The 14,466-nt window shown below is 67.6% G+C and carries 8 protein-coding genes and 1 tRNA gene; 6 read left to right on the forward strand and 3 right to left on the reverse strand.

What is annotated here, in order from left to right; genetic code table 11:
* Nucleotides 1-48 precede the first annotated feature (48 nt).
* Nucleotides 49-3,447 carry a TonB-dependent receptor gene (locus KY493_RS00850; RefSeq protein WP_219897133.1) on the forward strand — a complete coding sequence of 1,133 codons (3,399 nt, stop codon included), beginning with the start codon at nt 49-51 and terminating at the stop codon, nt 3,445-3,447.
* Nucleotides 3,448-3,640: 193 nt separating this feature from the next.
* A complete protein-coding gene (locus tag KY493_RS00855) occupies nt 3,641-4,966 on the forward strand; it encodes a DUF4861 family protein (protein WP_219897134.1) in 1,326 nt (441 codons plus the stop codon).
* Nucleotides 4,967-5,012: 46 nt separating this feature from the next.
* On the opposite strand, the gene KY493_RS00860 is transcribed toward KY493_RS00855, so the two are convergent.
* Nucleotides 5,013-5,089: transfer RNA gene (locus tag KY493_RS00860), tRNA-Arg, on the reverse strand.
* 577 nt (nt 5,090-5,666) lie between these two features.
* Here KY493_RS00860 and dnaA point away from each other — a divergent pair.
* The 4 genes from dnaA (at nt 5,667) to gyrB (ending at nt 12,144) form a co-directional block, all read left to right on the forward strand.
* Nucleotides 5,667-7,136 (forward strand): chromosomal replication initiator protein DnaA, encoded by a 1,470-nt coding sequence (gene dnaA, locus KY493_RS00865; protein WP_255567947.1) that lies wholly within the window; start codon nt 5,667-5,669, stop codon nt 7,134-7,136.
* A 117-nt stretch (nt 7,137-7,253) separates the two neighbouring features.
* The gene (dnaN, locus tag KY493_RS00870) at nt 7,254-8,372 is read left to right on the forward strand and encodes a DNA polymerase III subunit beta (protein ID WP_219897135.1); all 1,119 of its coding nucleotides are present in this window, start codon (nt 7,254-7,256) and stop codon (nt 8,370-8,372) included.
* 83 nt (nt 8,373-8,455) lie between these two features.
* Nucleotides 8,456-9,586: a DNA replication/repair protein RecF gene (recF, locus tag KY493_RS00875; RefSeq protein ID WP_219897136.1), complete on the forward strand. Its 1,131-nt coding sequence runs from the start codon at nt 8,456-8,458 to the stop codon at nt 9,584-9,586.
* A gap of 140 nt (nt 9,587-9,726) precedes the next feature.
* Nucleotides 9,727-12,144, forward strand: coding sequence for a DNA topoisomerase (ATP-hydrolyzing) subunit B (gene gyrB, locus KY493_RS00880; protein ID WP_219897137.1), 2,418 nt, complete (start codon nt 9,727-9,729; stop codon nt 12,142-12,144).
* A gap of 6 nt (nt 12,145-12,150) precedes the next feature.
* Here the strand turns inward: gyrB and KY493_RS00885 are convergent, their stop codons facing one another.
* Nucleotides 12,151-12,561: a DUF6491 family protein gene (locus tag KY493_RS00885; RefSeq protein ID WP_219897138.1), complete on the reverse strand. Its 411-nt coding sequence runs from the start codon at nt 12,559-12,561 to the stop codon at nt 12,151-12,153.
* A gap of 30 nt (nt 12,562-12,591) precedes the next feature.
* Nucleotides 12,592-14,415: an FAD-dependent 5-carboxymethylaminomethyl-2-thiouridine(34) oxidoreductase MnmC gene (gene mnmC, locus KY493_RS00890; RefSeq protein ID WP_219897139.1), complete on the reverse strand. Its 1,824-nt coding sequence runs from the start codon at nt 14,413-14,415 to the stop codon at nt 12,592-12,594.
* Between the last annotated feature and the right edge of the window lie 51 nt (nt 14,416-14,466).

A 14,466-nucleotide genomic window follows, 5' to 3' on the forward strand; every position in this document is an offset into this window, starting at 1 on the left:
CGGACGATCACGCCCTCAAGAGGCGAGGCGCCGACGACGGAGGGAACCATGAGACTATCCAAGAGCGAAGCCTTGCGCGCGACCGCGTCCTCCATGGCGCTGGGCGCGGCCTTATTGTTGGCGCTGCCCGCGGCGGCGCAGGACGCAGAGCCGACGCAGGAGGTCGACGAGATCGTCGTCACCGGCATCCGCGCCTCGCTGGCCAGCGCGCTGAACGAGAAGCGCCGGTCGAATACCATTGTGGACGTCATCAACGCCGAAGACATCGCCGACTTCCCGGACGCGAACCTGGCGGAATCGCTGCAGCGCATTCCGGGCGTCTCGATCGACCGCGAGAACGGCGAAGGCAACTCCATCTCGGTGCGCGGTCTGGGCGGCGATTTCACCCGGGTGCGCCTGAACGGCCTGGAGACCCTGTCGACCTCGGGCGCCAACAACGCCGACGGCGCGCTGCGTCGCGACCGGGGCTTCCAGTTCAACACCTTCGCATCCGAGCTGTTCAACTCGCTGAAGGTGCAGAAATCCGCCGACGCCAAGACCGACGAAGGGTCGCTGGGCGCGACTGTGGACCTGATCTCGGGCCGACCCTTCGACTTCAACGAAGGTCGCGTGGCCCTGACGCTGCAGGACGCCTATTACGAGAACGGCGGCACCCACAATCCGCGCCTGGCGCTGCTGGCCTCGGAGCGTTGGAGCAGCCGGATCGGCGAGTTCGGTCTTCTGGGCTCGGTGGCCTACAACGAGCGTGAGCAGAACATCGACAGCTACTCGCGTTCGACCGGCTCGAACGAATACGTGTACCGCGGCGCCACCTTCAACAACGTCGGTGCGAACGCGGCTGGCGATCACCAGGGGTTCGCCCTGCCGATCGGCACACCCCTCAGCGCCCTGCCGCGCGTCTCCAATCCGGAAGCCCGGAGCTACCTGATCGGCTCGGACCCCGAGGCCTACGCCCTGCTGAACGGCGGCTCCACGCGGGGCTCCCTGGTGCACATTCCGTCGCTGGCGACGCTGAACCACCGCGAGGTCGAGCAGGAACGGCTGGGCGTCACCCTGTCGGGCCAGTGGCGGCCGACCGCCCGCACGGTGATCAACTTCGACAACCTGTATTCAGAACAGACGCAGGTCTCGACCAACTACCAGATCGGCGCGGTGGGGCTGAACCGCAACAACACCAACGGCAACCGCACGCTGACCTCGTTCAGCTATCAAACCTTTCCGACCACCAGCGCCAGCAACAACAGCTACGCCAACCGTCGCGGCTCCTACGCCAACTGCGCCACCCAGGCGGCGACCGAGTTCCGTGACGCGATCGACTGCGGCCAGTCGCTGTACGGAAACACCCCCATCTTCAGGACCGCGCCGGGCGCCACCAACCAGAACCTCGCGGCCGGCACCGGCAGCTTCAATCCCAACAACCTGGAGGTGTACGACTACTATAACCAACCCGGTTCGGTCGGCTACATCTTCCATCCCCAGGCGCTGGCGCTGCGGGGCGCGTTTATCGGCCGTCCGTCGGTCAGGCTGATCGATGCGGGGCTGAGCGAGACGGGCGCCAACGCCAACTATCTGGTGCTCGGCAATGTCGACATGCGCTCGGCGGTGGACCAGGGCGGCTACACCACCGAGTTCCGCCAGAACTCGATCAACATCGAGCATGACTGGAGCGACACCTTCCGCATGTCGCTGCTGGTGGGCGACTCGGAATCCTCCAACACCAACACCGGCCTTCTGGCCGACTTCATCCGCCTGGACTCGGGCCAGGGTGTCGCCGGCGACGATTACTTCGTCTTCGACGACCGCGAAGGCGGCGACATGCCGATCATGAACTTCGGCTTCGACGTGGCCGACCCCGACAGCTGGGATTTCGTCAAGGGTTACTCGGCGCTGCGCCACTTCCGCACCATCACCGAGAACGGCTACAAGACCGCCAAGATCGACTTCGAGTGGGACCTCGACGAGGACCTCACGTTCAGCTTCGGCATCGCCCAGCGCAAGTTCGACTTCTATTACACCCGCTTCGAGCGCCTGATCGGCGACACCATGAACCCCAGCCTGCTGGAAGGGGTGCGCACGGGCCTGGTGGACGCGACCACCGTGGCCGACATGGGCCAACTGACCACCTGGGGCGAGGGGCTGGACGTGCCGGGCGGCACCCCGACCTCCTTCTTCACGCCGAACCTGCAGGCCTTTCAGACCCGCTTCGGCTTTGACTGCGACTGCATCAACGACTTCGGCGACTGGCGCCTTTCGGACCTGCGCAACGGCGGCGTGAACACCTTCTCCGTCGATGAGGACAGCCTGTCCTACTATGGCCAGCTGGACTTCCGCGTGCCGCTGTTCATCGGCGATCTGCGCGGCAACGCCGGCCTTCGCCGGGCCGAGACCAAGGTCGATTCTCGTGGCCGCTCGCCCAGCGGCCGTCCTGTCCAGAACGACAACGAGTACAACGACACCCTGCCGTCGCTGAACCTGGTGTGGGAGCTGAACGACAAGCTGATCCTGCGCTTCGCCACGGCCAAGGTCATGGCGCGCCCGCAGATGACGGCGCTGCAGCCCGGGATCACCGCCTTCAACGTGCCGGTCGGCATCGGTGCGGATCCGGCCCAGTTCGACGGATCCAATGCCGCCATCACCCTGGGCAACACCAAGCTGAAGCCGTTCCGCGCCACCAACTTCGACTTCAACGCCGAATGGTATTTCGCCCGCGACGCCATTCTGTCGTTCGCCTACTTCCACAAGGAGATCGAGAGCTTCCCGCAGGTGGTCCTGCGCGAAGGCCGACTCAGCGAAATCTTTGACGCCGAGCAGATCGCCAATCTCCGTCTCGCGTTCGACGGCCTGACGGACGTAGCCTCCGATAGCCGCCGCGCCTACATCGACCAGGACCTGCCGTTCCAGGTGCGCCAGTTCAACGATGCGCCGGGCGGAACCCTGTCGGGCGTCGAGATCGCCTACCAGCAGAACTTCACCTTCCTGCCGGGCCTGCTGCAGAACTTCGGGGTGCAGGCCAACTACACTCACATCGAGTCCGAGCTGGAGTACATTCTGGACCCGGCGCGCAACCTGACCGGCACGGCGCCGTTCCTGGGCGCGTCGCCGGACGCCTTCAATGCGACCCTCTTCTATGAGGTCCCGCGCTGGAGCGCCCGCGTCTCCACGGCCTATCGCGCCGAATACCAGACGACCTATCCTCTGGCCTCGGGCGGTTGCGACCCCGGCCAGTGCGATTCGCCGCTGATCAACGACTTCGCCGGTTCGGCCGAGACGCTGAACGTCGACGCCTCCTTCACCTACAAGTTGTCGGACGCCATCACGCTGACCGCCGAGGCGCTGAACCTGACCGACCAGAAGGACGAGCGTTGGTCGTATCAGGACGATCCGGTGGTCGCCAACTACGCCAGCACCGGCCGCCAGTACTTTGTTGGGGCCCGGTTCACCTTCTGATCGTCCATCGGCAGCCCCTTCCTTCCCGGACCGCTGCCGTTCTCGGGGACGCCGGATCAAGGCGCCCCCATTTTTTCGGATCGGCGAACATCACGCCGGACTGCGGCTCGGAAACGACGGGCGTTTCCGAGTCGCGGCGGTTTGGAGCAGATAAATCATGTGGAGCCTGGTCGCGGCCGCATACATGATTTCGATGCCGGCGACGCCAACCGTCGCTTCGCCATCGACCTGGTATGAGCAGGGGGATTTCGCACCGGTCGAACGCGTCACCCTCGTGATCGCCAACGATCTCGCCGAAGATCGCAAGGACGCGCCCGTTGTTGTTCGCCGCGACCAGCTGCCGATGCTGGCGGACATCCAGGAACTGACGGTCACCCTGGTCGATCCCGCGGGCGAACCGCGCCCCGAGCCCTCGCGCGAACTGCTGGCCCGACAGGGTCCGCATGAGCGGCGCGGCGAAAGCAACGGGCGCGCCCTCGACTATCAGTTCGATGACCTGGACCGCGACGGCGTCTGGGACGAGCTGTTCTTTGTCGCGGATCTCAAGGCCGGAGAACGCAAGGCCTTTCACCTCTATCGCGGCTTTCAGCAACGCGGTTGGAACCCGCACCGCACGCACGCCGCGGTCGGCAGCTACATGCGTCACACCGTGCCCTTCTGGGAAAGCGAGCATGTCGGGTGGAAGCTCTGGTTTCCGACCGACATCGACATCTACGCCAAGCGGCGGCCGGTGCTGATGGCTCACCGCCTCTACATGGGCAATCTGGACGGCTACGGAGTGGGCGCCGAGAACGCGGACTACGGCGCAGACATCATGTCGGTGGACGACAGCTTCGGCGGCGGCGGGATCGGCGTGTTCGAAGGCGAGGCGCTGGCGCGGCCGCGCTTCACGCCCTCATCGGACCTGGCCAACCGGTTCAACGCCGGCCAGCAGTCGGACACGCGCTACAGCTTCGACGTTCTGGTCAACGGCCCGCTGCGGAGCATGGTGCGCATCCGGAGCCTGAACTGGAACACCGGACAAGGCCGCTACGAAGCGGAGCAAATCTACACCGCCTACGCCGGCCAGAATTATACAACCGCCGAGGTTCGGTTCCCGACGTGGCTCCCTGGGCCTCAAGGCGCCGACTTCGCCGTGGGCGTTCGCCGCCGGCCCGGCCAGACGTTTGAGCGACGCGAGGCCAACTGGATCGTGACCGCCGCTCCCGAGGCGCTTCGCAACCCCGACGACGTGGAGGGGCTGCAGCAGCAGGCGCCGATCCTTTATGCGGGTACCGCGCTGATCGTGCCGACGGAGGACGCCGCCGCCTACCAGTTCATCGCCGAACGCGGCGGCAATCACGTCTTTCGCGTGCCTGCCCGGGAGGACCGACGCTACCGCTACATGCTCGTCGCGGGCTGGAGCGAAGGCGAGGTCCTGAAGACCCCCGAGGCCTTTGCCGATTATGTCGCCGCAAACGCGCGCGCATTCTCAAGCCCGCTGCGGCTCGATCGGGTCCAGGAGGAAGTGAAACGCTGATCCCATGCCGACGCCTGTGACGCGCGAAGCGACGACAACGAGGAAGTGGCGCACCCGACACGATTCGAACGTGTGACCTTTGCCTTCGGAGGGCAACGCTCTATCCAGCTGAGCTACGGGTGCTTGGGGCGCGGGCGCCGATCCCGAGATGGCGCTTACAGCATGCGGGCGGGGGGCTCAACGCAAAAGCGCGAACCGGCTGTTCAAGCCCGTGCGGAGTTTTGAAGCGCAACGTTATTTTGGACCGAAGCCTTGACGACGCTGTACGTATCTGACTCGGGGCAAGGGCCTAATGTTCAATAAAACCAAGTAAAAACAACTATTTGACTTGGTCTGGGGACCGGCAGCCGAAAGGCCCCGTACGTCCCGAGCCGAAAACGGCAAAGCTCGCTTCGGGCGCCTTCGGTGAAAATTCCAAGCCGGAACGGGGGTTAGCGGAGTCAAACAATTTAACTGCGAGTCGCGCAGAGAATCTGCGTTGACCGGACCCGGCCTCGGCGTAAGTTTTGGCCTCTATCGCACTTCCATCCCGACACGGATGAAGACGGCGCGAGACCTCGGTTTCGCGGCGGCGGGAGATGTCTGTCCAAGAGTTCGGCCCCCGCCGGAAAGCATCGCTTTTCGGGGCAGGAGACGTCGTCCCGGACGCATCCCTAGAAGGGCGGTGATTTGGTTTGGTTTGCAAGGCTGGGTGTACGGGATGATCGGGGGCGGGGCGGCGATGGACCGGGCGACGGGCGGATCGGACGTGGATCGGATCTGGAGCGAGGCGTCGCTGCGCCTGCGCGCCGAGATCGGGGATGGCCCGTTCAGCTCCTACATCGCGCCCTCGGCCGTGCGCGTCGATGACGCCGGTCAGCTGATCCTGGTGACGCCCACCGCCTATGCGCGCGACTGGGTGCGCAAGAACGCGCTGCGCCGCATGAACGAGCTGTGGCTGGGGCTGGACGGGCAGCATCGCCGGCTGGACGTGCGCTGCCGCGCCGAGGTCGGCTCCCCGGCCCCTGCCCTGGGTCAGTCGGCCGGCGGCAATGTGGTGGATGTGACCACGCGGCTGGCGGCCCTGGCGCAACCCAATCTGGCTCAGCCGACGGTGGCGCCGGTCGCCGACGGTGCACGCGCCGTGCGGGCGGCGGGCCTGCAGGAGCGGCTGACGTTCGACAGCTTTGTGGAAGGCCAGGGCAACGCCTTTGCCCTGGCGATCGCTCGTCAGGTGGCGACTTGGGCCGACGGCCACTTCAATCCGGTCTTCTTTTGCGGCCCATATGGCTACGGCAAGACGCACCTGCTGAACGCCATCGCCTGGGAGGCCCAGCGCCTGCGACCCCAGGCCAAGGTGGTCTATCTGACGGCCGAGCGGTTCCTGTCGACCTTTGTCAAGGCGATGCAGGATCGCCAGACCGCCGCCTTCAAGGAAAGCCTGCGCTCGGCCGACATGCTGCTGCTGGACGACGTGCAGTTCGTGGGCGGCAAGGCGAGCACCCAGGAAGAACTGCTGTCGACGCTGACCGCGCTGATCGAGGACGGCAAGCGCATCGTGCTGTCGGCCGACCGCGCGCCCATGGCCCTGACCGACGTCGAGCCGCGCCTGCGCAGCCACCTGGCCGCCGGCCTGACCTGCCCCGTCGAGGCGGGCGACCGGGAGCTGAAGGTGGCGGTGGCGCGCAATCGCCTCAAGGCGCTGGAAGCCTTGGGCGTGGTCTACGGCGAGGCGCGGATCGAGGTGCTGGAGCAGTTGGTCGAACGCACGCCCGGCTCGATGCGCGAGCTGGAAGGCGCGGTGAACACCCTGGCCGCCGCCGCCGGATCACGGCTGTCGTCGCTGACCGTCGAGGAGGCGCAAGGTTTCCTGGGCGCGGCGCTGCGCGGCGGGCCCGAGCGTCGCATCACCGTGGACGAGATCCAGAAGACGGTGGCCGACCATTTCGGCCTGAAGCAGGCGGACCTGCTCAGCGAGCGCCGCACCCGCTCGGTCGCCCGGCCGCGCCAGATCGCCATGTATCTGTGCAAGCAGCACACCACTCGTTCCTATCCTGACATCGGCCGACGCTTTGGCGGACGCGACCACACCACGGTGCTGCACGGCGTGCGCAAGATCGAGGAGATGCTGGGCTCCGACGACCAGATCGCGCGCGACGTCGAGGCCTTGACGCGCAAGCTGCGCGGTTGAGCCGATGACGGCCGATCGGACGGCGCGCGGGCGTTTGCGCCGGCCGCCTGATCGGCTAGTGTCCGCACCCACTTCTTAGCGGCGCCAGGGGGCGCGCCGCCGCCGGGCGAACTGATTATGCAGCTGACCATTGAACGATCCGCGCTTCTGAAGGCCCTGGGCCATGTGCAGAGCGTGGTCGAACGCCGCAACACCATTCCGATCCTGTCCAATGTGCTGCTGAGCGCCGGCCGCGACCGGCTGGCCTTCGCCGCCACCGACCTGGACATGGAGATGGTGGACGACGCCGAGGCGGTGGTGAACGTCGAGGGTCAGATCACCGCCCCCGCCCACACCCTGTACGAGATCGTGCGCAAGCTGCCCGAAGGCGCCGAGGTGTCGCTGACCTATTCCGGCGACGATCCGCGCCTGGTGGTCTCGGCCGGGCGCTCGCGCTTCAACCTGCCGGTGCTGCCGGCGGGCGACTTTCCGGTGATGTCGAACGATGCGTCGGGCGCGACCTATTCATTGGCGCGTGAGGACCTGGCGCGGCTGATCGACAAGACGCGCTTCGCCGTGTCGACGGAGGAGACGCGCTACTATCTGAACGGCCTTTATCTGCACACGGTGGCGGAGAACGGGGTCCCCTTGCTGCGCGCGGTGGCGACCGACGGCCACCGCCTGGCCCTGGCCGAGACGCCGGCGCCGGAAGGGGCGGCCGGCGGCCCCGGGGTGATCGTGCCGCGCAAGACCGTGGATCAGGTGCGTCGCCTGCTGGACGACACCAATACGCCCGTGCAGGTGCAGGTCTCGCCCCAGAAGATCCGCTTCCAGCTGGGCGAAGCCAGCCTGACCTCCAAGGTCATCGACGGCGCCTTCCCGGACTATCTGCGCGTCATTCCGCGCGGCAACGACAAGCAGGCCGACATCGACAACGCCTTGTTCGCCAAGGCGGTGGACCGCGTCGCCACCATCTCGGCCGAAAAGAGCCGCTCGGTGAAGCTCGCCTTCGACAACGACCGGGTCAAGCTGACCGTGCGCAACATGGAGGCCGGCCAGGCCGAGGAAGAGGTCGAGATCGGCTATTCCGACGAGCCGTTCGAGATCGGCTTCAACGCCCGCTACCTGCTGGACGTCGCCGGCCAGATCACCGGCGAAAACGCCGCCTTCAAATTCGCCGACCCGGCCAGCCCCACCCTGGTGCTCGATCCGGGCGACCCGGGCGTGCAGTATGTGCTGATGCCGCTCCGGGTGTGATCCGCGGCGAGTGATTAGCGGCGAGTGGCGAGCCAAAGGCGGCTTGCATTGACACGCCACTCGCCACTCGCCACTCGCCACTTGTGATTAGCTCCCTCGCCCTCACCGACTTCCGCTCCTACAAGAGCGCGCGGCTGGAGCTGACCTCCGGCGCGGTGGTGCTGCATGGGCCGAACGGGGCGGGGAAGACGAACCTTTTGGAGGCTGTCAGCCTGCTGACGCCCGGCAAGGGACTGCGGGGGGCGACGGCGGCGGAAATGGGCCGGCGAGAGCCGGGCGAGGCCGGCGGGCGCGCCTGGGCGGTGACGGTCGATCTGGACGACGGCGTGCGGCTGGGCACAGGGGTGCAGGCGGCGGGGCCGTCGGCGCGGCGGATCGTCCGGATCAACGGCGACACGGCCCAGCCCGGCCGGCTTTTGGAATATCTGCGGCCGGTCTGGGCGACGCCCGAGCAGGACCGGCTGTTCTCGGACGCCCGCGCCGAGCGGCTTAAGTTCTTCGACCGGTTGGTGTTCGCCGCCGATCCCGATCACGCCGCCAGCATCTCGGCCTACGAAAAGGCGCAGCGCGATCGTCAGCGCCTGCTGAACGAGGCGGCGGAGGGACGCGAGGCCGATCCCGTCTGGCTGGATGCGCTGGAGGCGCGCATGGGCGAGGCGGGCGCGCGGGCGGCATTGGCGCGCGTCGCGGCGCTGCACGCCTTGCAGGCCGCCATTGACGCACGCGCGGACCGTCCGTTTCCGCAGGCGGACCTCGGCCTGTCCGGCGACGCGGAGGCCATGGCCGAGGCGGGCGCGGAGGAGGACGAGATCGTCGCCGCCATTCGGGCCGGCATGGCGCGCGCCCGTGTCCGTGACGGCGCGGCCGGTCGCTCGCTGTTCGGGCCGCACCGGACCGACCTGACCGCCACTCATCGCGAGACGCGGCGGCCGGCGGCGGAAGGCTCCTCGGGCGAGCAAAAGGCGCTGGTCCTGAACCTGGTGCTGGCCCAGATCGCGCGCCTGGCGGAGAGCGCTTCGGGCGCTCAGCCGATCCTGCTGCTGGACGAGGCGCCGGCGCATCTGGACGAGCGTCGGCGCGCGGCCCTGTTCGACGAGATCGAGGCGCTGAACCTCCAGGCCTTCATGACCGGCACCGAACGCGCGCTGTTCGCCGGACTGGATGGCCGGGCGCAGTTCGTTCGGGTTCGCGACGGGGCGCTGTCCAAGGGCTGATCCTGGCGGAAAGCCTCGCTTTTTGTGCGGATTTTCCTATATGTTGCAGGCGAGACGCCGGTCTGCCGCCGGCCTCGATTCGAGCGCCGTTCGCGCGCTCGCCTCCCTGTTCCCTCCGGAACTCCAGAGCCGCTGACTCCATGACCGATCAACCCGTCGAACAGCCCGAATACGGCGCCGATTCCATCAAGGTTCTCAAAGGCCTGGATGCGGTGCGCAAGCGCCCGGGCATGTACATCGGCGACACCGACGACGGCTCGGGCCTGCACCACATGGTCTATGAGGTGGTGGATAACGCCATCGACGAGGCGCTGGCGGGTCACGCCGATCTGGTGCAGGTGATCCTGAACGCCGACGGCTCGGTTACCGTGACCGACAACGGGCGCGGCATCCCGACCGACATCCACGAGGGCGAAGGCGTCTCGGCCGCCGAGGTCATCATGACCCAGCTGCACGCCGGCGGTAAGTTCGACCAGAACTCCTACAAGGTCTCCGGCGGTCTGCACGGCGTGGGCGTGTCGGTGGTCAACGCCCTGTCCGACTGGCTGCAGCTGAAGATCTATCGAAACGGCAAGCGCCACGAAATGCGCTTCGAGCGCGGCGACACGGCCAAGTCTCTGGAGATCACCGGCGAGGCGCCGATCCGCGAGGACACCGGCAAGCCGCTGACCGGCACCGAGGTGACGTTCTATCCCTCGATCACGACCTTCAGCCACATCGATTTCGACCTGAAGACGCTGGAGCACCGCCTGCGGGAGCTGGCGTTCCTGAACTCGGGCGTTGTGATCAAGCTGCGCGACCTGCGTCACGCCGAGCCGATCGACATCCTGCTGCACTACGAGGGCGGCGTGGAGGCCTTTGTGCGCCACCTCGACAAGTCCAAGGCGCCGATCCTCAAGGACGTGATCGTCATTCGCGGCCGAAAGGAAGGAATCGAGCTCGATCTCGCCCTGTGGTGGAACGACAGCTACCACGAGACCATGCTGTGCTTCACCAACAACATCCCGCAGCGGGATGGGGGCACCCACCTGTCGGCCTTCCGCGCCAGCCTGACGCGCGTCATGGGCGGCTATATCGAGAGCTCGGGCGCCGGCAAGAAGGAGAAGGTCTCGGTCTCCGGCGAGGACGCGCGCGAGGGCCTGACCTGCGTGCTGTCGGTCAAGGTGCCGGATCCCAAGTTCAGCTCGCAGACCAAGGACAAGCTGGTCTCGTCCGAGGTGCGGCCGGCGGTGGAGAGCCTGTGCACCGAAGGGTTGTCGACCTGGTTCGAGGAGCATCCGGTCGAGGCCAAGATGATCGTCGCCAAGATCATCGAGGCTGCGTCGGCCCGCGAGGCGGCGCGCAAGGCGCGCGACCTGACGCGGCGCAAGTCGGCGCTGGAGATCAGCTCGCTGCCCGGCAAGCTGGCCGACTGTCAGGAGCGTGATCCGGCCAAGTCCGAACTGTTCATCGTCGAGGGCGACAGCGCCGGCGGCTCGGCCAAGCAGGCGCGCAATCGTGAAAACCAGGCGGTGCTGCCGCTGCGAGGCAAGATCCTGAACGTCGAGCGGGCGCGGTTCGACCGGATGCTGTCGTCAGACCTGATCGGGACGCTGATCCTGGCGCTGGGCACCGGTATCGGGCGCGACGACTTCAACGCGGACAAGCTGCGCTATCACAAGATCATCCTGATGGCCGACGCCGACGTCGATGGCGCCCACATCCGGACGCTGCTGCTGACCTTCTTCTACCGCCAGATGCCCGAGCTGATCGAGCGCGGGCACGTCTATATCGCCCAGCCGCCGCTCTATAAGGTCTCCAAGGGCAAGCAGAGCCGCTACCTCAAGGACCAGGCGGACATGGACGCCTATCTGATTGAGGAAGGCTCGTCGGAGGCCGAACTGGACCTGCAGACCGGCGAGCGTCGCACCGGCATGGATCTGCAGTCGCTGGTGCGCGAGGCCAAGGCCTTCCGCGCCGGCGTCGATCGCCTGAGCCAGCGCGCGCCCGCCTTCGCCATCGAACAGGCGGCGCTGGCCGGTCTGTTCGGCGAAGAGGTCGGCGACCCCGCAGCAGCGGCCAAGCGGCTGAACCTCTATGCCGAAGAAGGCGACGGCGACTGGTCGGGCGCGGCGGGCGAGCAGGGGGCGGTGGTGTTCACCCGCACCCGGCGCGCGGTGTCGGAGACCATCGTGCTGGAAGAGACGCTGCTGCGTTCGCTGGACGCGCGTCGTCTGGCCGAACGGGCGCAGGCGTTCGACGGCGTGTTCGAGGCGCCGGCCGTTTATCGCCGCAAGGACAAGTCGACCACGATCCGGGGGCCGCTGGACCTGCTGAACGCCGTGCTGGACGCGGGCAAGAAGGGGCTGTCGATCCAGCGTTACAAGGGTCTGGGCGAGATGAACCCAGAGCAGCTGTGGGAGACCACTCTGGACGCCAACGCCCGCACCCTGCTGCAGGTGTCGGTGGACCATGAGGAAGACGCCAACGACCTGTTCGCCAAGCTGATGGGCGACGTGGTCGAGCCGCGCCGCGACTTTATCCAGGAAAACGCCCTGGACGCGGCGGTGGACGTCTGAGGAAGATCAGGGGCGGTCGCGGCTCGGCAGGGCCGCGACCTGTTCCTCGGACAGCATGCGGCTGACGCGGGCGCGGCAGGTGCGGGGCCCGAAGCCCGAGCTGGCCAGGCCGATCCGCGCATCGTCGCCGACGCACAGTCGTGTCGTTCCGCTGCCCAGATAGGGCGTGATCGTCAGCGCATACTGCGAACCAATGTCCCAGCAGCCCGCCGTGGAATCCAGCTGGTAGACGGCGTTGCGGGTGTCGCGGACGTACAGGATGTTGTCGTTCGAGGTGCGGAAGTTGCGCACCTGATCGCTGTAGAAGCATTGCCGAGAGGCGGTCTGCATCCCGCCTTCCGAAGCGGCGGGCGTTTGCGCGCAGCCGGCGACGAGGCCGAGCGCGAGACCAAGGGGCAGCAGGGTGATCGCACGCATGGTCGTCCTCCTCGATGTCACGCCTCCGCTTCAATCCATCGCTTGTTGAAACGGTTCCGTTTTGCCCATGAAGCGCGCGGGCGACACGCGCGCGGCATAGGTGGCTGGAAGCGGTGACGGCGCCCCCGCGATCTCGGCCGCCACATGCTCTGCCAGCAGGGGCGCGACACAGAAGCCGCGCGAGCCCAGGCCGGTCAGCAGATAAAGGCCGGGATGGCCTGGGACCTCTCCGCATAGCGGCAGGCGGTCGGGCGTGGTGGCGCGTATGGCGGCGCGGCTGTGGCGCGGCCCGGCCTGAGCGACACGCTCGGCCAGAACCGGCAGGCGGGCGGCGAGGGTTTGCAGATTGCGGCGGCTGTCGGTGTCGCGCGGGGTCGTGTCCGTGTCCTCGCGATCATGGGTGGCGCCAAACAGCAGGCCCTGGCGTGTGGGCGCAAGATAGCCCCCCCAGGCGAGCGGGGCTCGGCCTTCGCCCTCGATCCAGTCGGCCTGACCGCGCACCGGCGCCATCACCGGCAGGCCGAGGTCGGCCATCAGCTCGGACGATCCCCAGCCGCCGCAGAGGACCACCGCCTCGGCCGTGGCGATCTCGCGGTCGTCTGCGTCGATCAGGCGCCACAGGCCGTCTTGGTGCGCCAGCCGGTGGACGCGGGCAGGGATGATCGTCGTGTCCTCCAGCCAGGCGTCGAGCACCGCCTCGGGGTGCAGCACAAGGGCGTCCGCCATCATCAGCCCGCCGGTGGAGACAGGCTCGCCGGCGACGGCGCCCGCCTGTTCGGCGTCGAACACGGTCATGGCGCCCGGCCGCCAGATGGCCTGGTCGGCGATGCGGGCAAAACGGGCGGCGTCGCGCGGCGCCTGCTCCAGCTGCAGGACGCCCTCGGCCAGAACCGCGCCCTCGACCTGATCGTAGAGGTGACGCGCCCGTTCCAGCGCCTGGGCGTGCAGACCGGCGATCACCGCGTCGCCCGCATCCAGGCGAGGCGTGACCAGCGCGGCGGAAAACCCAGAGCCTCCGGCGCCCGGACGCTCCGCCTCGATCAGCAGCGGCTGCACGCCCACGGCGCGCAAGGCCCTGATCATGGCCCCGCCGGCGATCCCGCCGCCGATCACCGCGACGCGGGGCGGAGTGGATGAGTCTTCGGACGGCGCGCCGACGAGGCGGGCTTCGAGCCGCTCTCGCTTGCGGCCGTGACCCGGCCGCTTCTCGACGGCGAAGCCCTGCTCGGCGAGGCCGCGCCGCACGGCGCCCGCGACGGTGAAGGTGGCCAGGCTTGCGCCGGGAGCGGATCGTTCGCGCACGAGGCGCAGCACCTCGGGCGACCACATGTCGGGGTTGAGGGCGGGCGAGAAGCCGTCCAGGAACCAGGCGTCGGCTCGGCCGCTCCAGGCGTCCAGCGCCCATTCCACCTCGCCCACCGCCAGGTCCAGGACAGCGGCGAAGCCGGGCAGGTCGATGCGGTGAAAGCCCGGTGTCGCCTGCGGCCAGGCGGCGAGCAGGGCCTCGGCCGCCTCCGCCACATCCGGAAAGGCCGACAGGGCGCGCGCAGCCTCGTCCCGGGTCAACGGGAAGCCTTCGACCGAGAAGACATGCAAACGGGCCCCTTCCGGCCGATGCTCTCGCCAAAGACACAGCAAGGCCGCGATGTTCAGGCCGGAGCCGAAGCCCAGCTCGGCCACGATGAACAGGCGCCGATCGGCCCAGGCGTCGGGCAATCCGCAGCCGGAGAGAAACACGGACCGGCTTTCCGCCAGACCGTCGTCCTTGGAGAAGTAGACGTCGCCGAAGCGGCCGGAGCGGGGCTCGTCGGCCTCTGTCCACTGGAGGCGAGGCGACAGGTCGTCAGATGTCATGGGTCCGGCTTACCAGCCCGGACCCGTCGGTGGGAGCCGGTCATGAAAAAG

The sequence above is a fragment of the Brevundimonas sp. PAMC22021 genome (assembly GCF_019443405.1).
Classification (GTDB): Bacteria; Pseudomonadota; Alphaproteobacteria; order Caulobacterales; family Caulobacteraceae; genus Brevundimonas.

Bases quoted from the DNA above. Each gene is read 5' to 3' on its own strand.
- KY493_RS00850 (WP_219897133.1), top strand. From the start codon at position 49: ATGAGACTATCCAAGAGCGAAGCCTTGCGCGCGACCGCGTCCTCCATG.
- KY493_RS00855 (WP_219897134.1), top strand. From the start codon at position 3,641: ATGCCGGCGACGCCAACCGTCGCTTCGCCATCGACCTGGTATGAGCAG.
- dnaA (WP_255567947.1), top strand. From the start codon at position 5,667: ATGATCGGGGGCGGGGCGGCGATGGACCGGGCGACGGGCGGATCGGAC.
- dnaN (WP_219897135.1), top strand. From the start codon at position 7,254: ATGCAGCTGACCATTGAACGATCCGCGCTTCTGAAGGCCCTGGGCCAT.
- gyrB (WP_219897137.1), top strand. From the start codon at position 9,727: ATGACCGATCAACCCGTCGAACAGCCCGAATACGGCGCCGATTCCATC.
- KY493_RS00885 (WP_219897138.1), bottom strand. From the start codon at position 12,561: ATGCGTGCGATCACCCTGCTGCCCCTTGGTCTCGCGCTCGGCCTCGTC.
- mnmC (WP_219897139.1), bottom strand. From the start codon at position 14,415: ATGACATCTGACGACCTGTCGCCTCGCCTCCAGTGGACAGAGGCCGAC.